Here is an 18,483-nt window from a genome sequence, read left to right as displayed (position 1 = left end):
TTTGGCACGCTGTTGAGTTCTCAAGGAACGGACGCTTCCTTCGGACTGCCTTCCAGCAGGCCCTCCGGGCTTCGTTCTTTCGTGTTTCCAGCTTACCAGATGTTTTCCGCTCCGTTTTCCGGAGTTTCATTCATCCGATTCCCGCCGGCGGGATTCCTGCAAACTTCGTTCCGAAGCCTATCAAAGCTTTCGGAGTGTTCAGTCCGCGGGATTTGCTTCGTCAGAGGACGCGCATTCCGTGAAATGCGCTCGCCTCGATTCGGCGGTGTCGTAGACACTAACGCCCGGGCCCGACTGTTGTCCAGCCAGTCCCAACCGTTGAAACCTACTAGTCCACCCTCACCACGTCAATGGTTTGGCCGGACAGGGAAGAAGAGTACCAGGTCAGAGGCCTGTTGATCACATCGGCTCAGGCCGCGACGGGCTGGAGGTCCGCCCGGTCGGCCGCGTCCAGATCACCGGACTCTCCGCCCTCGGCGGCCCGCCGGCCCAGCACCAGGGCGTAGAGGAGGAAGGCCGCCTCGGCCAGTACGCCGATCGCGATGCGGGCCCAGGTCGGCAGGCCGGACGGGGTCACGAAGGCTTCCAGGACGCCGGAGACCGCCAGGACCGTCGCCAGGCCGATCGACATTCCGATGATGGAGCGGCCCTGTTCCGCCAAAGCCACCGCGCGGGTGCGCGGGCCCGGGTCGATGACGGTCCAGCCGAGGCGCAGACCGAGTCCGCCCGCCACGAAGACCGCGGTCAGTTCCAGCAGGCCGTGCGGGATGAGCAGGCCGAGGAAGACGTCGAGGCGCCCGGCGGAGGCCATCAGTCCGACGCCGATGCCGAGGTTGACCACGTTGGTCCACATCACGTAGAGCACCGGGATGCCCAGCGCGATCCCGAACAGCAGGCACTGCACGGCGATCCAGGCGTTGTTCGTCCAGACCTGTGCGGCGAAGGAGCCGGCCGGCCGGTCCGAGTAGTACGCCTCGTACTGGCCGCCGGGGCGGGTGAGCTCCTGGAGGTGCTCGGGCGCGACCAGGCTGTTGCGGACCTCCGGATGGGTGGCCACCCACCACGCGAGCAGCGCGGTGGCGACCATCGAGACGACCGCGACCGGCACCCACCAGCGGCGCGCGCGGTACAGCGCGGCCGGGAAGCTCACCGTGTAGTAACGGGCGACGTCCTGCCAGCCGTTGGTCCTGGCGCCGGTCACCGCGCTGCGGGCGCGCGAGACCAGGCCCGTCAGCCGGCTGACCAGGGCCGGGTCCGGCGCGGAGGCCTGGGCCTTGGCGAGGTGGCCGGTGGCGCGCTGGTAGAGCGTGACCAGTTCGTCGGCCTCCTCCCCGGTGAGCCGGCGCCGACGGGCGAGGGCGTCCAGCCGGGCCCACTCCCCCTGGTGGGTGGCGACGAAGACGTCCAGGTCCATTTCGGCGGCTCCATGATCGGCGGCGGACGCGGACGTGCGTGCGCGGGCGGGTACGGGCGGACACGTGCGGCCCAGCATGCCAGCAGCGGCCGCTGCCCCGGCCGTCGGGATCTCACTTCCCGTGCGCCCACCGGGCCCCGTATGTTGGCGGCTGCGGATCAGACCGCGCAGAGCGGGTCACGGGGGCCGATCCGGGGTGATTCCCTCCCCTGCACCGCCGCCCGCGCGGACCGGGATTCTCCATGGGCGAGCCGTACCGGCTCCAAGAGCGTGAACGGACAGGTGTCTTGAGCGACCTGGTGACGGGCGAGGCGGTCGTCCTCGGCCTCCAGACGGCGAAGCTTCCCAGCAGGGCGCTGGCGATCGTGATCGACCTGCTGGTGGAGTTCGCCGCCCTGCTGGTGTTCACGCTGGTGCTGAGCCTCGCCCTGATCGGCCTCGACGGCGCGGCGCTGGCCGCCACGATGATCGGCCTGATGGTGTTCTTCCTGGTCGCCGTGCCCGTGATGATCGAGACCTTCACCCGCGGCCGTTCGCTCGGCAAGGCCGCGCTCGGCCTGCGGGTGGTACGCACCGACGGCGGGCCCGTGCGGTTCCGGCACTCGCTGGTCCGCGGGCTGGTCGGCTTCTTCGAGATGGTCGTGCTGACCGGGGCCCCGGCCGTGATCACCTCGGCGGTGCACTCGGAGGGCAAGCGGCTCGGCGACATCTTCGCCGGGACGGTGGTCGTCCGCGAGCGCACCCCGGTCGCGGGCGGCTCCGCCTCCCCGCTGCCGCCGGTGCACCCGCACCTGCTACAGGCGATGGGCCACGAGCTGGTCGCGATGGACCTGTCCGCGGTGCCGGAGCCGCTCTGGCTGTCCATCCGCCAACTCCTCGGCCGGATCGGCCAGTTGGACGAGTCGGTGATGCACAGGATGTCCGCCGGCCTGGCCGATGACCTGGCCGCGCGGATCGGCCACCCGGTCGCGCCGGGGCTGCACCCGGCGGCGTACCTGGGTGCGGTGCTCACCGAGCGCCAGCGGCGGGAGTGGACGCGGGCCCACCAGCGGCTGTGGGCGGCCGGTCCGGTACCCGCCCAGCCGGGTCCCGCCCAGGTGCCCGCTCCCCGTCCGGCCTCCGGAACCTTCCCCGCTCCCGCTCCCGCCCAGGCTCCGACGGGCCCCGCCGACGGACGGCCCGTCCGGGTCCTCGGCCTGCCGACGCCACCCGCGCCCGCGCCGACCGCCGCCCCGGCCGCACCCGGCGCACCGGCCGCACCGGCGGCCCCGTCCTTCGACAAGCCCGCCGCCGGCACCGGCTTCGCCCCGCCCGCCTGACTCCGCGCCAGGGCCCCGGCGACGGACGGCACGGCCCCGCTACTCCTCCTCCTCAGCCCCCACCCGCCAGGCGTTCGGCGGCGACTCCAGCTCCTCCAGCTCGATGCCCCCGGCCGCCAGCACCACGTCCCCCGCCAGGTGGACGACCTGCTGCTCCCCCGTCTCCAGGTCGGCCACCTGGTACCGCTCGACCAGCAGCGGCCCCGAGTCCGTCGGGTGGGTGTCGACGCCCTCCAGCAGCCACCCCTGGTCGAGGGTGCGCGGCGCCAGCACCGGCTCGGTGAACGCCACCAGCCGCACCCGCGCGCTCGCCCCCTCGCGCAGCCGCAGCAGCCGGGCGGTCGCGACCAGGAAGCCCGGCGAGCGGCCGGTGAAGGCGTGCGCCCGGTCGTGCCCCTCCGCCGCGTTCTCACCACCGGGGTCGGCCGGGTCGGTACGGACCCAGGCCACCCCGTCCACCGCCCCGCCACGCACCTGCCAGCCGCCGGCCCGCAGTTCCATCCGCAGCGGCCGGGCGCGCGAGTCCAGCGTGAGATCGGTGCTGCCGAGCACCCGGCCGTCCGGCGCGTAGGTCTTGGAGACGTACCGCCACCCGGCCGCCCCGGGGGCGCAGCTGAAGCGCTCCTCGCCGAGCTGGACGTGGTCGTGCGGGTCGGAGAGGGAGTAACGGCCGTTGGGCATGCCGGAAAGCCTACGTGCGCACATCGCGTGCAACGTTCCGGGCGGTGCCCGCATTAGAGGGGCGGACGGCGCGGCAGGAGGCCGCCACCACGACGAGAGGGGGTGCGGATGGCGAAGCACGCGCGCGACGCGGAGTTCACGGAGTACGTGGCCTCCAGGAGCGGCTGGCTGCGCAAGGTCGCCTATCTGCTGTGCGGGGACTGGCACCGGGCCGACGACCTGGTCCAGGAGTGCGCGACCAAGCTGTACGTGAACTGGTCGCGGGCCGGCCGGGTCGAGAACCTGGACGGCTACGCCCGCAGGGTGCTGGTCAACACCTTCCTCGCGGAGCAGCGCTCGCCCTGGTGGCGTCGGACGACCCGGACCGCGACGACGGCGGACATCGCCTCGGTGGCCGCCGACCTCGACGTCCGGCTCGACCTGCACAAGGCGCTGGCCGCGTTGCCGCCCAGGCAGCGGGCCGCCGTGGTGCTCCGGTACTACTGCGATCTCACGGTCGATCAGACCGCTGATGCGATGAGCTGCTCCTCGGGCAATGTGAAGAGCCAGACCTCCCGTGCTCTCACCACCCTCCGCACGACGCTCTCCCCGCGTCCCGCCAACGCCGAGAGGACGTCATGAGGTCGCACGAACAGCGTGATCTGACCGCCCGGCTGAACGCCCTCGCCGAGAGCCCCGCACCGCCCGCCGCCCTCGACGCCACGGCGGCGATCGCCCGCGGACGGGTCCGGCTGCGCCGCCGCCGGCAGGCCCTGATCGGCGTGGTGGCGGGGTCGACCGCCGCCGTCCTGGCCGGCGTGCTGCTGCTGCGCCCGACCGACGGGGCCTCCGTACCGGCCCTCCCCACGCCGACCGCCCCGACCCTGGCCGCACCGTCCCCGACCGCCACGCCGAAGCCGACGGCGTCCGCCGGGCCGCTGAGCACCGAGGCCCGCTTCGGCTGGCTGCCGTCGTGGCTGGCCCAGCCGGCCGTCGGTTACGCGAAGAGCGACGGCCGGTCCGTCGCCACGGCCTCCACGAGGACCGCCGTCCAAGGGGCGTACCCCAGCCTGAGGCTCTCGCTGCTGAACGGCACCGCCGAGTCCGTCGCCCCCGGGCTGCACAAGGTCACCGCTCCCGCGGTCGACGGCCGGGAGGCCCACTGGCTGAGCTCCGACGAACCGTCGGGGGGCCCGGTCGTCCTGCGCTGGATGACCGCCTCCGGCCGCTGGGCCGAGCTGACCGCCTCGCTGTGGTCGGGGGCGAAGGTCCAGAGCGACCTGCTCCGGGTCGCGGCCGGCGCCGAGTTCGCCGGCCGGGACGTCCCGTTCCCGGTGCGGCCGACCGCCGTGCCCGCCGACCTCACGCTGCGCAACGTCGAACTCCACCGGCCTTCCAGGGACTCCGAGCCCCCGTGGAGCACCATCGTGTCGTACACCGTCGACGGGAAGTGGCTGAGCGTCACGGCCCAGCCGGCCGACTTCGGGGTGTTCGCGGACGGCCGGACGGACGGCGGCACACCGGTCTGCCGGGTCGAGAAGGGCGTCCGGCTCTGCGCCAACGGCACTGCGGCGGGGATTCCGTCCGTCCAGCGGATCGGCGGACTGGCGGGCCTGCTCGCCCGGTTCGAGGTGCTCGGCGCCGACGAGGCCTCCTGGAGCGCGGACGGGGGCCGCTGACGGCGGACGCCGACGGCCGGCGCCCCCTCGGGGAGGACGCCGGCCGTCGGTTCCGTCAACCGGTCAGTAGCGGTACTGGTCCGCCTTGTACGGGCCCTCGACCGGGACGCCGATGTAGTCGGCCTGGTCCTTGGTCAGGGTGGTCAGCTTCACGCCCAGCGCGTCGAGGTGCAGGCGGGCGACCTTCTCGTCCAGGTGCTTCGGCAGCACGTAGACGCCGATCGGGTACTGCTCGGTCTTCGTGAACAGCTCGATCTGGGCGATCGTCTGGTTGGCGAAGGAGTTGGACATCACGAAGGACGGGTGGCCGGTCGCGTTGCCCAGGTTCAGCAGGCGGCCCTCGGACAGCATGATGATGGTGTGGCCGTCGGCGAAGCGCCACTCGTGGACCTGCGGCTTGACCTCGGTCTTCACGATGCCGGGCAGCTTCGACAGGCCCGCGATGTCGATCTCGTTGTCGAAGTGGCCGATGTTGCCGACGATCGCCTGGTGCTTCATCTTCTCCATGTGCGCGGCAAGGATGATGTCCTTGTTGCCCGTGGTGGTGATGAAGATGTCCGCGATCGAGACGACCTCCTCCAGGGTGGTGACCTGGTAGCCGTCCATCGCGGCCTGGAGCGCGCAGATCGGGTCGATCTCGGTGATGATCACGCGGGCGCCCTGGCCGCGCAGCGACTCGGCGCAGCCCTTGCCGACGTCGCCGTAGCCCGCGACGACGGCGACCTTGCCGCCGATCAGGACGTCGGTGGCGCGGTTGATGCCGTCGATCAGCGAGTGGCGGCAGCCGTACTTGTTGTCGAACTTCGACTTGGTGACGGCGTCGTTGACGTTGATGGCCGGGAACAGCAGGTTGCCGTCACGGTGCATCTCGTACAGGCGGTGGACACCGGTGGTGGTCTCCTCGGTCACGCCCTTGATCGTGGCGGCGACCTCGGTCCACTTGTTCGGGGTGTCCTTGAGGGTGCGGTTGAGCAGCTCCAGGATGATCCGGAACTCGTCGTTGTCCGCAGTGGCCGGGTCCGGCGCGACGCCGGCCTTCTCGAACTCGACGCCCTTGTGGATCAGCAGGGTGGCGTCGCCGCCGTCGTCCAGGATCATGTTCGGGGTCTTGCCGTCAGGCCAGGTCAGGGCCTGCTCGGTGCACCACCAGTACTCGTCCAGGGTCTCGCCCTTCCAGGCGAAGACCGGCACGCCCTGCGGGTTCTCCGGGGTGCCCTCCGGGCCGACGGCGATGGCGGCGGCCGCGTGGTCCTGGGTGGAGAAGATGTTGCAGGAGCACCAACGGACCTCGGCACCGAGCGCCGTCAGGGTCTCGATCAGGACGGCGGTCTGCACGGTCATGTGCAGCGAGCCGGTGATGCGGGCGCCGGCCAGCGGCTGGGCCTCGGCGTACTCGGCACGGATCGCCATCAGACCGGGCATCTCGTGCTCGGCCAGCTGGATCTCCTTGCGGCCGAACGGCGCCAGGGAAAGGTCGGCGACCTTGAAGTCACCGGTGATGTCGGTCGACATGCGTCTGCTCCTCGCTGATGGGGGTGGGGCCACGGTCCGGGTGTGCGTGCGTCGCGAGCGTCAGGCCGTACGGGTGCACGGCCGCGCCGGGGCTGCCCGGTCCGCGGTGGACCGGCTTCCCCGCTGCGCAGCACAAACCGTCGGAGGACCTCTCTCCCTCGACCGGCGCACACCCCACGGGGGCGGACCACCGATCGACCGCCATCAGCAGCGACGTTCTGGCTCTGGTGACGAATCTACACCGACGGTCCCGTCGGCCGTCCTCGGATGACCGATTTCGGCTCCCGGCCCGAGCCCGCCTCCAGCCGTGCCCCGGAGCGGGATCAGTGCCCCGCGGCCGGGCCGGGACCGCCGGGCGTGGCGGCCGGGTCGTCGCCCGCCGCGGCCTTCTCGGCGCTGTAGACGTCGGGCTCCAGGTAGATCGCCCGGGCGATCGGCACGACCGCCCTGACCCGCTCCTCGGCCGCGTCGATCGCCTCCGCCACCCGGGCCGCGCTGTCCTCCGCGTTGACGGCGACCTTGGCGGCGACCAGCAGCTCCTCCGGGCCGAGGTGCAGGGTGCGCATGTGGATCACCCCGGTGACCGACTCGCCGTCCACCAGCGCCTCCCGGATCCGCCGCACCGACTCCTTGTCGGCGGACTCGCCGAGCAGCAGCGACTTGGTCTCCAGCGCGAGGACCACGGCGATCACCACCAGCAGGACGCCGATGCTCAGGGTGCCGATGCCGTCCCAGATGCCGTCCCCGGTGATCACGGTGAGCCCGACGCCGAACAGCGCGAGCACCAGGCCGATCAGCGCTCCGGTGTCCTCCAGCAGCACCACCGGCAGCTCCGGTGCCTTGGCGGTGCGGATGAACTGCACCCAGCCCTGGCTGCCCTTGGCCTTGGCCGACTCCCGCATCGCGGTGAGGAAGGACCAGCCCTCCATGCCGATGGCGAAGACCAGCACGCCGACCGCCCAGCCCCAGGCGTCCAGCGTCTCCGGGTGGCTGATCTTGTGCCAGCCCTCGTAGATCGCGAACAGGCCACCGACGCTGAACAGCACGATGGCCACCAGGAAGCCGTACACGTAGCGCTCGCGGCCGTAGCCGAAGGGGTGTTCCTCGTCCGCCGCCCGGCGCGCCCGCTTGCCGCCGACCAGCAGCAGCACCTGGTTGCCCGAGTCGGCCACCGAGTGCACGCCCTCGGCCAGCATCGAGGAGGAGCCGGTGAAGCCGAAGGCGGTGAACTTGGCCACCGCGATCGCCAGATTCGCGGACAGGGCCGCGACCAGAGCCTTGGTGCCGCCTTCGGTACTCATGCCTGAAGATTCCTCACGGGTCGATCGGCTTGTCGAGCGCTTACCGTACCGGCCGGGAGGTTCCGCCCGGCCGACCGTCTCAGGACTGCGCGGCGGCGAGCCCCAGGTAGACGGCGGCGAAGTCGGTCAGCGCGACCAGGTCGGCCAGCGCGTGCAGCGCGTCCGGACGGGTGCTCGCGTACTCGGTCAGCCGGACGTCGTGCGCGGCGGCCAGCCGGTGCGCCCTGGTCACGCCGAAGCTGCGCGGCCCCGCGTCCTCCTCCGGCACCTCGGCCGGACCGTCCTGCTCCTCGTCCGCCGCCTGGCCCGTCTGGCCCGGGACGTGCCGCAGCAGCAGGACCTGGAGGTGCAGCGGGTCCGGCTCCTCGACCCGGTCGCGGAAGAAGTCGTCCGGGTCGGCGCCCGCGCCCAACTGCCCGGTGAACATGCCGCGGTGGGCGGTGAGCACCTGCGGCAGCGGCCCGGCCAGCGCGGGTCGGCCGGCCCGGTCGGCCAGCTGGACGGCGAACCGGGTGGCGGCCGCCCCGGCGATCGGGCCCTCGGCCCACAGCAGCGGGACCGTCCCGGCCAGCCGCGCGGCCAGGCCCTTCGCCGGGTTGGTGTACGCGGCGGCGTCCGGGCGGCAGCGCACGGCGGCGGCGTCCAGCAGGTCGGCGACGGCCGGCAGCGCGTCGTACGGGAGCTGGGTGACGCCGATCTTCTGGGCGAGCGCCAGCAGCGGGGCGAGGTGGGACCAGAGCGCCGCCGGGTCCTCGGCCGGCAGGTCGGGCTCGGCGGGCCGGGCGGGGGTGAGGTCCTCGGGCGGCCCCGAGGCGACGAACGGCAGCGGCAGCGCGCGCACCTGGAGCGCGGCCTCGGCCAGCGCGCTGCCGTCCGGGGCGGTGACCACGATCGCGCAGCCGCGCGCGTACGCCTGCTCGGCGAGGCCGACCAGGCCGCGCTCGCCGCCGTCGGCGGAGCTGATCACCAGCAGGTCCAGCGGGCCTGCCCAGCCGGGCAGCTGCCAGCCGAGACCGGCGGTGAAGGCGGGCGGGGCGCCGGCCCGGTCGACCCGCGGGGCGGACACCTCGGTCGGCGGCAGCGGAGTCACCAGGGAGGCCGTGCCGGCCAGCACGGACAGCATCTCGGCCGCGGTCAGCGCGCTGCCGTGCCCGGCGACCAGGACGGCGCGCGGGCGGCCGTCCGGGCGCAGCCGGTCGAGGCCGGCCGCGTCGGCCCGGCGCAGCGCGGTGCGGACCCGCGCGCCGGCGCCGGCCAGGGCCAGCAGGGCGCGGTCGTGGTCGGCGCGCTGGAGGGCGGCCGGGTCGTCGAGCAGGGTGTCGTCGAGCATGCGGCGAACCTCCGGCTGCGGTCCTGGGCGCGCGCTCGGTCGCGCGCCGGGCGGTCGGGGTGGGGCGTCGCCCCCAGGATCAGGCCGGGCGGCGGGCCTCGTCCACCAGGAGGACCGGAATGCCGTCGCGGACCGGGTACACGAGGCCGCAGTCCGCGCCGGTGCAGTCCAGGTCGGGCTGCTCCTCGGTGCCGCCCTCGGCGAGCGCGGCCCGGCACTGCGGGCAGACCAGGATCTCCAGCAGGAAGGATTCGAGCTTCATGGGGGCTCTCCAAAGTTCGGGGGTGGCACGGAGGTGCCCCGGCCGATAGGAAACCCTACCGGCCGGGGCACCACCCGCCGAGGTCAGGCGCGTCCGCTCGGACGGGCCCGAGGTCAGCCGCGGACGACGGCCAGCACGCCGTCGCGCAGCTCGGCCATCTTCGCCGGGTCCCTGGCCTCGACGTTCAGGCGCAGCAGCGGCTCGGTGTTGGAGGCGCGCAGGTTGAACCACCAGTCCTGGCCGGCCACGGTGAGGCCGTCCAGCTCGTCCACCGTGGTGCCCTCCAGGCCGGCGTACGCGGCGCGGACGGCGGCGGTGCTGGCGGCCTGGTCGGCGACGGTGCTGTTGATCTCGCCGGAGGCGGCGTAGCGGTCGTACTCGGCGGTGAGCTCGGACAGCGCGCCCTGCTGCCCGCCGAGCGCGGCCAGCACGTGCAGCGCGGCCAGCATGCCGGTGTCGGCGCGCCAGAAGTCGCGGAAGTAGTAGTGGGCGGAGTGCTCGCCGCCGAAGACGGCGTCGGTCTCGGCCATCTCCTGCTTGATGAAGGAGTGGCCGACCCTGGTGCGCACCGGCTTGGCACCCAGCTCGCGGACCACCTCGGGGACGGTCCAGGAGGTGATCAGGTTGTGGATGACCGTCGGCTCGGCCTCGCCGGCGGCGCGGGCGCGGGCCACCTCGCGGACCGCGACCAGGGCGGTGATCGCCGACGGGGAGACCGGCTCGCCGCGCTCGTCCACGACGAAGCAGCGGTCGGCGTCGCCGTCGAAGGCCAGGCCGATGTCGGCGCCGACCTCGCGGACCCTGGCCTGGAGGTCGACGATGTTCTTCGGGTCCAGCGGGTTGGCCTCGTGGTTCGGGAAGGTGCCGTCCAGCTCGAAGTACATCGGGACGAGCTCGATCGGCAGGCCGTCGAAGACGGTCGGCACGGTGTGGCCGCCCATGCCGTTGCCGGCGTCCACCACGACCTTGAGCGGGCGGATCGCGGTGAGGTCGACCAGGCCGAGCAGGTGGTCGGCGTAGCCGCGCAGGGTGTCCTGGGCGGACAGCCCGCCCGGCTTCACGTCCCTGGCCGGGACGGTGACGGTGTCGTCCTCGCCGGTCCAGGACTCGACCAGCTCGCGGATCTCGGCCAGGCCGGTGTCCTGGCCGACCGGGGCGGCGCCGGCCCGGCACAGCTTGATGCCGTTGTACTGGGCCGGGTTGTGGCTGGCGGTGAACATCGCGCCGGGCAGGTCGAGCTTGCCGCTGGCGTAGTAGAGCTGGTCGGTGGAGCACAGCCCGATCTGCACCACGTCGGCGCCGTAGGCCGCGGCGCCCTCGGCGAAGGCCAGGCTCAGCGACGGGGAGGAGGGGCGCATGTCGTGCCCGACCACGATCGCGGTCGCGCCGGTGACCTGCACGAACGCGGCGCCGAAGGCCCGGGACAGGCTCTCGTCCCACTGGTCCGGGACGACGCCTCGGACGTCGTACGCCTTCACGAGCTGCTTGAGGTCGCGCACTGCGGCTCCACCCTGGTCTCTGTACTGGTCGGTCACGGTACGTCGGGGCCGCCGCCCGTCCGGTCGACGGGCGCGCGGTGACGGTAGACGGGCAGCGTACCCGGGCCGGGCGAACGCACCGTGCCAGGTGAGGCCTCAGTTGTCGGGCGAGCGCAGCACCCGGAGGTGGCCGCGGCGGCTGCCCTCGACGGACTCGCCTCCGGGCCCGCGCCCCTGACGGGGGGTCTGCGGGCGGGCGGCCTCGCGCACGGCGTTGGCCAGCGCCTCCAGGTCGTCGCTGCTGCGGCGCAGCGGTCCCGCCTCGGCGGCGAGCCGGACGACCTCCCAGCCGCGCGGGGCGGTGAGGCGCTCGGCGTGCTCGGCGCACAGGTCGTAGCAGTGCGGCTCGGCGTAGGTGGCGAGCGGGCCGAGGACGGCGGTGGAGTCCGCGTAGACGTACGTCAGCGTCGCGACGGCCGGCCGGCCGCACGCGGTCCGCGAACAACGACGTACAGAGCTCACGAGGGTGGACGGTACCGCACTCCCCGCCGGGGAGCGAAGACCGCCTGCCCGGAGGGGGTGCCGTGTCGTCGTCCGGGCGCCGGGGCCGCGCATCCGACGCCCCGTGCGATTCCCGGTCGGAGTGGTCCACTTCCGACCGTCCAAGGACTACCCTCGGCAGTGATATGGACAGCTCCGCACCGCAGTCATCGACAGGGCCAGCGCGCCGCCCCCGGCACCGCGACCGGCACGGCAGGGGCCTGCGCGGCCCGCTGGCGCCTCCCCAGGTGCCGATCTCGCTCACCCGTTCCGAACTGTTCGACGACTACGTGCGCGAGTCGGTGGAGCGCCTCGAACGGCGGTGGCCGCAGCTGATCGAGGTGGAGTTCGCCGTCCAGGAGGTGCCGCTGCACGAGCCGGACGGCGGCGACGGCGAGGACGGGGTGCCGCTGGGGCGGGTGTCGCCGGGCAAGCAGGGGCGCAAGAGCCAGATCGTGGTGTACCGGCGGCCGGTGGAGATCCGGGCGAAGACCCGGGAGGACCGCGCGGCGCTGGTGCACGAGATCCTGATCGAGCAGGTCGCCGAGCTGCTGGGGCTCTCCCCGGACGCCATCGACCCGCGCTACGACGAGGACTGAGCCCGCGCCGGGATTCCGGCGCGGGCTCGCGCTCAGCGCAGGACGACGCCCGGGTCCTGGCCGGCCTGCGGGACCTTGACGGTGCTCCGGTCGTCGCGCAGCGCCTGGACCGTGAACATCGGGATGTCCTTGGCCGGGACGGACAGCATCCGGGCGGCGACCACCGGGCCGCCGGAGACGGTCTCCACGGTGAGCGCGAAGACCCCGTTCAGCCCGGCAGGCTCGGGCGCCGGGAGCGCGACGGTGCCGCCGGCCGGGAGCTGGACCTCCTTGGTGGCCGGGGTGCCGCCGCCGCTGCCGGCCGAGGCGGTGACCCGGACGGTGGCGGCCTCGCCGCTGGAGGTCAGGTAGAGCGTGGAGGCGCCGGCCCGGTTGTCGGCGACGGTGGCGCGGGCGCCGACCGGGTCGCTGCCGGCCAGCCAGGCCGCGTCGGTTTTGCCGTTGGCCGCCGCCCGGTCGATCCGCAGCCCGGCCACGACCGGGGTCCGGTGCTTGTCGTCGCTGGGCGTCAGCCGCAGCCCGGCGACCTCGTCCCGGGTGACCTTGCCGAGGTCGACGGCGGCCACCATGCCCGCCTTGACGTGGATCGACTCGTTGCCGGCCGGGCTGAACCAGCCGTTCTTGCCGGAGAGCTGGATCTTCAGGTCGGCGTCGTCCTCCGGCGGCGCCCAGACCACCAGGCGGGCGGCGGCGGTGTCGGCGGGCAGGCCGGGCAGCACCTGGGTGGGCGCCGGGTCGGCCGAGGCCGGGACCCAGTCCGCGCCCTTGCCGCCGTCGGCGGCGTGCAGCGCGGCGCCGACCCGCCCGGAGCGCACCACCACGTGCACGGCGAGGTCGGTGACGGCGCCCTTGCTGAGGGTCGACAGCAGGACGGCCTGGGAGCTGCCGGGGGCGACGGTGATGCCGTTGGCGGCGTCGTTGTCGATCAGGCCCTTGTCGCCGTACAGCTTGATGTCCACCACGGCGGCGGAGGACTCGGTGTTGACCAGGCTGAGGTAGTCGACCCGGTCGCCGGCGGTACTGGCCCCGGCGAACCAGAAGCTCGTCCCGGCCGGGGTGCAGGTGAGGCCGGACAGGCCGGTGCCGCGCTGCTCGGTGACGACCGAGGTCTGGGTGACGGTGAAGCCGGGGGCGAGGGCGCCGTTGGCGACGGCACCGGTGCCGGGCGCGGCGTCGCCGTTGGCCGCCGGGCCGGTGGCCGGGGTGCCGGGCTTGGCCAGCGTCAGCCTGGCGTCGGCGGGCGCCGCGTTCTTGTCCTGGACCGGGGCGCTCGGGGCACCCGAGCCGGCCGGGGTCGCGGGAGCGGCCGGGGCCGAGGGGGCGGTGCTCGGCTGGGCGGCGGGCGCCGCGGGCGCGGCCGCGTCGGAGAGCCAGCCGGCCCCGCCGGTGGCGGAGCCCGTCCCCGGCGGGGTGTAGGCGGTGAGCGTGGTCGTTCCGGTCAGGCCCTGGACCGGCTGCGGGCAGACCGCCGACGTCCGCTCGACCTGCGCGGTGGTCGGGGCCGCTCCCGAGGCCGACTTGGCCGGGGCGGCCGGCGGGCGCAGCTCGGCGATCCCGAGCACGGCCGCGAGCACCACGGCCGCGGCGAGCAGGGACTGGGTGGTCTTGGCGGCGCCGCCGGCCCCGGCGGACCCCCCGGCGAACCGGCCGCGGCCGGCCGGGGCCGGCGCCGCCGCGAAGGCGGGCGCGGCCGGCCTGGCGGCCTCCCCGGCGCCGGACTTCTTCCTGAATGCGGGCTTCTTCATCGCGGGTCAGCTCCCCGATCCGTGCTGGTGCGGGTACCGGCCGGGGCCGTTGGGGTCGTTCGGGTCGTAGTAGGGCTCGCCCTGCTGCTGCCCGGGCAGCCAGGGCTGCTGCTCCGGCTGCTGCCGGTGGCCGTCGTCGTACCCGTGGGCGTCGTAGCCGTACGGCTGCTGCTGCCCCTGCTGGTACGGCTGCTCGTAGCCCTGCTGCTGGTAGCCCTGCCCGCCGCCGTCGTACCCGGGGGCGTCGTACCCCTGGCCGCCGTAGGGAGCGGCGACCGGCTGCTGGGCCGCGTACTGGTCGTAGCTGTACGGGTCGGCCTGCTGGTACGTCTGGTACGGGTCGGTGTACTGCTCGGCGTCCTGGACGGCGGCGGCCTGGACGGCTCCGGTCACCGGCTCGGCGCTCGGCTGCGCCGGGATCGCGCCCGGCTTGTCGTACACCCCGCCCTCCTCGGCACCGCCCTCGGTGCCCTCGGCGCGCTCGGCCATCCGGCGGGCCCGGCGGCTGCCGGGGGCGGGGGCCTGCGCCTGGGTGGCGGCGGCCAGCGCGGCGGCGGCGACCACCTCCTCGGGCAGGTCGTCGTCCTTGTGGCTGCGGCGGCCGGGCAGGGCCAGCACCAGGATGGTGAGGCCGAGCAGCACCTGGGCCCAGATCCAGCCGGTGTGGGCGGTGCCGCCCTCCCGGGTGACGGCCAGCTTGCCGCCGGCGGCCGGGAGCTTGAAGCCCTGCGCCCAGCCGTCGACCGTGGTGGACTCCAGCGCGGTGCCGTCCACGGTGGCCTTCCACTCGGGGGCGGCGGACTCGGCGAGCCGCAGCACCCGGCCGTCCGGTCCGGCCGGGACGGTGGCGGACAGGTCGCGGGGCCCGGACGGGACGACCACCGGGTTGGCACCCGGGGCGGTGATCACCGCGCGGACCGCAGGGGTGCCGTTGACCTGCCAGAGCGCGGCGGCGCCGTCCTGGTTGGCCTTGACCAGGCCGGGGGTGGTGTCCAGGACGTCCTTGAAGACGTCGATCACCGGCTGCTGGACGAGCACGTAGGCGATGCCGTAACCGGCCAGGGCGCTCGCCTGGTCGGCGCCGGAGCCGGCCAGCAGGCTGCCGACCATCTTGTCCAGGCCGCCCTGGGTGCCGGTCGCCGGGTCGACGGTGGACTCGGCCTGGCCGAGCGTCAGACCGGCGCCGCGCAGCACGGTGTAGCGGACCGCGCCGCCGCTCTTCTCCCCGGTGACGACGAGGGTGCGGGCCCGGTCGGTGGTGCCGGCCTCCTCGGCGATGAACGCGGGGACCTGGTCGGCCTGGCCGCGGTGCAGCGGCCCGCCGGCGCCGGTCAGCGCCCACCACAGGCCGGTGCCCAGCGGGGCCAGCACGGCCGCGGCCACCACCAGGGCGGCCACCGGCTGGCGCCAGCCGAAGGCGATCCCGGCCACCCGGGCGTTGGCGCCGTCGGCGCCGATCGCGGCAGCGGCCAGCAGGGCGATCCCGGCGATCAGGGTGGCCGGGCCGGCCCAGGCGGGCACCGCCGGGCCGCCGGAGGCCGGGGTGACGGAGGTGCCCGCCACCGCGACCGCGAAGACCAGGCTCGCGCCGGCCGCGCCCCAGGCGGCGAGCACCGCGCGGCGGCGGTCGGCGCGCAGCAGCGCGGCGAGCGCGGAGAGCACGACACCCGCCGAGAGCCAGATCGGCGGCACCCCGGCGCCGCCCGGGTTGACCATCAACAGGCCGGCCGCGCTCGCGCCGGCGCCGTGCAGGCCGGGCAGCCCGGCCTCCAGCAGCAGCCACTGCGGGTGCGACAGCACCTGGAGCGACCACGGGGCCAGGACGGCCACCGGCACCGCGAGGATCACCAGGACGCGCAGGCCGAGCAGCCGCAGCGCGGCACCGCCGGAGCCGAAGGTCCCGCCGCGCAGCACCGCGACGACCAGCATCGCCAGGCAGAGCGGCACCGCGAGCGCCCACGTTATCGGGACGAAGGCGGTGGCCAGGGTGAGCAGCAGGACGGTCATCCAGACCGGGCGCCAGCCCGGGCGGGCGCCCTTGGCCGCGCTCTCGGCACGGATGCCGAGGCCGGCCGCGATGGCGGCGGCGCGGGCGAGCGGCGGCAGCAGGACGGCCAGCACCGCGGTGCCGATCCGGCCCTGGGCGAGCGCGCCGGTCGCGGCGGGCAGCAGCGCGTAGGTGGCGCTGGCCCAGGCGCGGACCAGCTTGGAGTCCAGCAGCGGCCGGGACACCAGGTAGGCGCTGACCGCGGACAGCGGGACGGCGAGCACCACGACCAGGGTGAGCGCGAGGTCGGCGTGGTCGAACAGCAGCCAGGAGAGCACCGCGAGCACGCCGAGGTACGGCGGTGCGGCGGCGGCGGAGCCGGTGCCGACCGGGTGCCAGGCGTCCGCGTACATCGACCAGAGGCCGCCGGCGCCGTCGGCCGCGGGCAGCAGGGCGCCGCCGAACAGCTCTCCGCCGCCGAGCAGGCTGCGGCAGGCGACCAGCGCGAACACCAGCAGGGCCGCGAACAGCACCGGCGCCGGGCGCCGGGCGAGCTTCCTGACCAGTGCGAACTGCTCGACGACCAGGTCCTCGGCGTCCTCGTCGCCGCCGGCCTCGGCCGAGCCGTGCCGGCCGCCGGTGTCGTCGCCGCCCCCTATCCCGAGCGAGCCGACGACGCCCTCGACCGCCAGCCGGGTGGTGGCGCCGGGGGCGGGGAAGAGCGTGCGGTCGTCCAGGGCGTCCGCGGCCCTGGTCCTGGCCCGGCGTTTGCGGGCGGCCAGCAGCCTCGGGAAGCGGACGAGTTCGTGGCCGAGGCCGGCGAGTTCGTCGAAGGCCTGGCGCGGGTCCTTGCCGAGCAGGTTGGTGACGACCCGCAGCAGGGTGCCGAGCACCAGCCGCAGCAGGACGTAGGGGAAGAGCGCGCCCTTGCAGTTGGTGAGCAGGGTGTAGACGGCGCCGGCCTTGTCCACCCGGTGCGGGTGGGCGGGGCCGCAGTCGATCGCGCGGCGCTCGCGGGCGGCCGCCTCGGCGTGCCGCAGCACGGCGTCGGGGGCGACCACCACACGGTGGCCGGCGGCGTTGACCCGCCAGCAGAAGTCGGTGTCGTCCCGCATCAGCGGGAGGGCCTTGTCGAAGCCGCCGAGTTCCTCGAAGACGTCCCGGCGCACCAGCATGCCCGCGCTGGAGACGGCGAGCACCGGGCGGACCTGGTCGTGCTGGCCCTGGTCCTGCTCACGGCGGTCGAGTCCGGTCCAGCGGCGGCCCGAGTGGGCGATCGTCACGCCGACCTCGAGGAGCTGGCGGCGGTCGTACCAGCTGCGCAGCTTGGGGCCGACCACGGCGGCGCTGGGGGTGGAGTCGGCGACCTGGAGCAGCCGGCGCAGCGCGTCGGTCTGCGGCTCGCAGTCGTCGTGCAGCAGCCAGAGCCACTCGACCGGCCGGGTCTCGCGCGGGCCGCTGCGGCCGAGGTCGTCCTCCTGGGCGAGCGGGTCGCCGTAGTCGTCCCAGCCGCCGGTGACCGGGTCGTACCCGGAGGGGTCGAGCCGGTACGGGAGGTCCTCGGGGCGCAGCGGCGGGCTGTTGAACACGGCCTCGGCGACGGCGGTGCCGAAGCCGGCCCGGCGGCCGAGGACCAGCGGGCCGCTCTCCGGCAGCCAGTCGGAGAGGGTGTCCGCGAGCAGGTGCGGGGAGTTGTCGGTGGAGCCGGTGTCGACCGCGAGGATCCGCTGGACCTGACGGTCCTGACCGAGCAGGCCGGCCAGTGCCCGCGGCAGCCAGCGGGCGCCGTCGTGCGAGACGATCACGGCGGTGACCAGGTGGCGCGGATAGGCGGGCGGCCGGGAAGCGGTGGAGCCGCTCTGGTGGCTGTAGACGGTCATCGCGTGCGCGGGCCCCAGTTCTCGGTGGACACAGCCGGTGAACGGCAACCGGATGGCGCACCACACTAACGGCTCCGGATGGCCGGTTCGTCCGGGGTGTGCGTGCGGAGACGGTGAAGGGGGCTCCGGGAACACGAAAGCGCCCCACCACCGCGGTGAGGCGCCCGTACAGCTTTGCGGTTGTCCCTCGTTGTCGGAGGGTCAGCGGGGGTCAGGGGCCGCCCCGGTCAGACCGCGCTCTTCTTGAGCCGACGGCGCTCGCGCTCGGAGAGGCCGCCCCAGATGCCGAAGCGCTCGTCATTGGCGAGGGCGTACTCCAGGCACTCCGACCGGACCTCGCAGGCGAGGCAGACCTTCTTCGCCTCCCGAGTCGAGCCGCCCTTCTCGGGGAAGAAGGACTCGGGGTCGGTCTGGGCGCACAACGCGCGCTCCTGCCAACCGAGTTCCTCCTCGTCCTCCGTGATGCCGTCCCCGATCAACAGCTCAAAGAGCTCGCTCATCTGGCGCGCCTCCTCTGCCCCTACTTGGCGTCCCCGTGGTTGCCGTTGCCTCGTGCGGCTGACGACACGAGTGAAATTACAGTTGCGTCACTCTGGCTCAGTCAAGCCGAGCTCTGGTATTGGGGCCGGGATTCACTCCCTGGCACCAAGCCGTTACGAATAGTGTACATATCCGGACACATCGGGCCTTCAGCCTCAAGGTCCCGAACAGTGCCGAACCATCCGCAACCATTCGCCAGGTGACGCTCGGTCACCGCCACGGGCCGGTCATCGGCCT

Annotated in this window: 15 protein-coding genes; 4 read left to right on the top strand and 11 right to left on the bottom strand. The window is 74.1% G+C overall.

Going from position 1 to position 18,483, the window contains the following annotated elements; translation table 11 throughout:
* Window positions 1–409: 409 nt before the first annotated feature.
* Window positions 410–1,414 carry a stage II sporulation protein M gene (locus ACZ7C5_RS37100; protein WP_401092588.1) on the bottom strand — a complete coding sequence of 335 codons (1,005 nt, stop codon included), beginning with the start codon at window positions 1,412–1,414 and terminating at the stop codon, window positions 410–412.
* 287 nt (window positions 1,415–1,701) lie between these two features.
* Between ACZ7C5_RS37100 and ACZ7C5_RS37095 the strand changes: the two genes are divergently transcribed.
* Complete coding sequence (locus ACZ7C5_RS37095) at window positions 1,702–2,733, top strand: RDD family protein (protein ID WP_470324383.1); 1,032 nt, start codon at window positions 1,702–1,704, stop codon at window positions 2,731–2,733.
* A 39-nt stretch (window positions 2,734–2,772) separates the two neighbouring features.
* On the opposite strand, the gene ACZ7C5_RS37090 is transcribed toward ACZ7C5_RS37095, so the two are convergent.
* Entirely contained in the window at window positions 2,773–3,414 is a 642-nt protein-coding gene (locus tag ACZ7C5_RS37090) for a hypothetical protein (protein WP_401092585.1), read from the bottom strand.
* A 108-nt stretch (window positions 3,415–3,522) separates the two neighbouring features.
* On the opposite strand from ACZ7C5_RS37090, the gene ACZ7C5_RS37085 reads away from it, so the two are divergent.
* Both ACZ7C5_RS37085 and ACZ7C5_RS37080 read left to right on the top strand, forming a co-directional pair.
* Complete coding sequence (locus tag ACZ7C5_RS37085; protein WP_470324382.1) at window positions 3,523–4,035, top strand: SigE family RNA polymerase sigma factor; 513 nt, start codon at window positions 3,523–3,525, stop codon at window positions 4,033–4,035.
* Window positions 4,032–5,072: a hypothetical protein gene (locus ACZ7C5_RS37080; protein WP_470324381.1), complete on the top strand. Its 1,041-nt coding sequence runs from the start codon at window positions 4,032–4,034 to the stop codon at window positions 5,070–5,072. Before ACZ7C5_RS37085 ends, ACZ7C5_RS37080 begins: the two co-directional genes overlap by 4 nt.
* 63 nt (window positions 5,073–5,135) lie before the next feature.
* On the opposite strand, the gene ahcY is transcribed toward ACZ7C5_RS37080, so the two are convergent.
* The 6 genes from ahcY to ACZ7C5_RS37050 all read right to left on the bottom strand — a co-directional run bounded on the left by ahcY (window position 5,136) and on the right by ACZ7C5_RS37050 (window position 11,570).
* Window positions 5,136–6,584 carry an adenosylhomocysteinase gene (gene ahcY, locus ACZ7C5_RS37075; RefSeq protein ID WP_401092579.1) on the bottom strand — a complete coding sequence of 483 codons (1,449 nt, stop codon included), beginning with the start codon at window positions 6,582–6,584 and terminating at the stop codon, window positions 5,136–5,138.
* A 323-nt stretch (window positions 6,585–6,907) separates the two neighbouring features.
* Entirely contained in the window at window positions 6,908–7,885 is a 978-nt protein-coding gene (locus tag ACZ7C5_RS37070) for a cation diffusion facilitator family transporter (protein WP_401092577.1), read from the bottom strand.
* A gap of 79 nt (window positions 7,886–7,964) precedes the next feature.
* Complete coding sequence (locus ACZ7C5_RS37065; protein ID WP_401092575.1) at window positions 7,965–9,215, bottom strand: SIS domain-containing protein; 1,251 nt, start codon at window positions 9,213–9,215, stop codon at window positions 7,965–7,967.
* A gap of 79 nt (window positions 9,216–9,294) precedes the next feature.
* Complete coding sequence (locus ACZ7C5_RS37060; RefSeq protein ID WP_470324380.1) at window positions 9,295–9,477, bottom strand: Trm112 family protein; 183 nt, start codon at window positions 9,475–9,477, stop codon at window positions 9,295–9,297.
* Window positions 9,478–9,590: 113 nt separating this feature from the next.
* On the bottom strand, window positions 9,591–10,976 hold the full coding sequence (locus ACZ7C5_RS37055; RefSeq protein WP_401092571.1) for a phosphomannomutase/phosphoglucomutase: 1,386 nt from the start codon (window positions 10,974–10,976) through the stop codon (window positions 9,591–9,593).
* Between the two features lie 135 nt (window positions 10,977–11,111).
* Entirely contained in the window at window positions 11,112–11,570 is a 459-nt protein-coding gene (locus tag ACZ7C5_RS37050) for a DUF3499 domain-containing protein (RefSeq protein ID WP_188295265.1), read from the bottom strand.
* A 173-nt stretch (window positions 11,571–11,743) separates the two neighbouring features.
* Between ACZ7C5_RS37050 and ACZ7C5_RS37045 the strand changes: the two genes are divergently transcribed.
* Window positions 11,744–12,094 carry a metallopeptidase family protein gene (locus ACZ7C5_RS37045; RefSeq protein WP_470324379.1) on the top strand — a complete coding sequence of 117 codons (351 nt, stop codon included), beginning with the start codon at window positions 11,744–11,746 and terminating at the stop codon, window positions 12,092–12,094.
* 32 nt (window positions 12,095–12,126) lie between these two features.
* Here the strand turns inward: ACZ7C5_RS37045 and ACZ7C5_RS37040 are convergent, their stop codons facing one another.
* From ACZ7C5_RS37040 to ACZ7C5_RS37030, 3 genes are all read right to left on the bottom strand, one after another.
* Window positions 12,127–13,839, bottom strand: coding sequence for a DUF5719 family protein (locus ACZ7C5_RS37040; protein ID WP_401092566.1), 1,713 nt, complete (start codon window positions 13,837–13,839; stop codon window positions 12,127–12,129).
* Between the two features lie 6 nt (window positions 13,840–13,845).
* Complete coding sequence (locus ACZ7C5_RS37035) at window positions 13,846–17,706, bottom strand: glycosyltransferase (RefSeq protein ID WP_470324378.1); 3,861 nt, start codon at window positions 17,704–17,706, stop codon at window positions 13,846–13,848.
* 227 nt (window positions 17,707–17,933) lie between these two features.
* The gene (locus ACZ7C5_RS37030; RefSeq protein ID WP_188299667.1) at window positions 17,934–18,206 is read right to left on the bottom strand and encodes a WhiB family transcriptional regulator; all 273 of its coding nucleotides are present in this window, start codon (window positions 18,204–18,206) and stop codon (window positions 17,934–17,936) included.
* Between the last annotated feature and the right edge of the window lie 277 nt (window positions 18,207–18,483).

The sequence above is a fragment of the Kitasatospora sp. NPDC036993 genome (assembly GCF_055607525.1).
The sequence above is the reverse complement of the archived record's forward strand: the minus strand, read 5'-3'. Positions and strand labels throughout refer to the sequence as shown.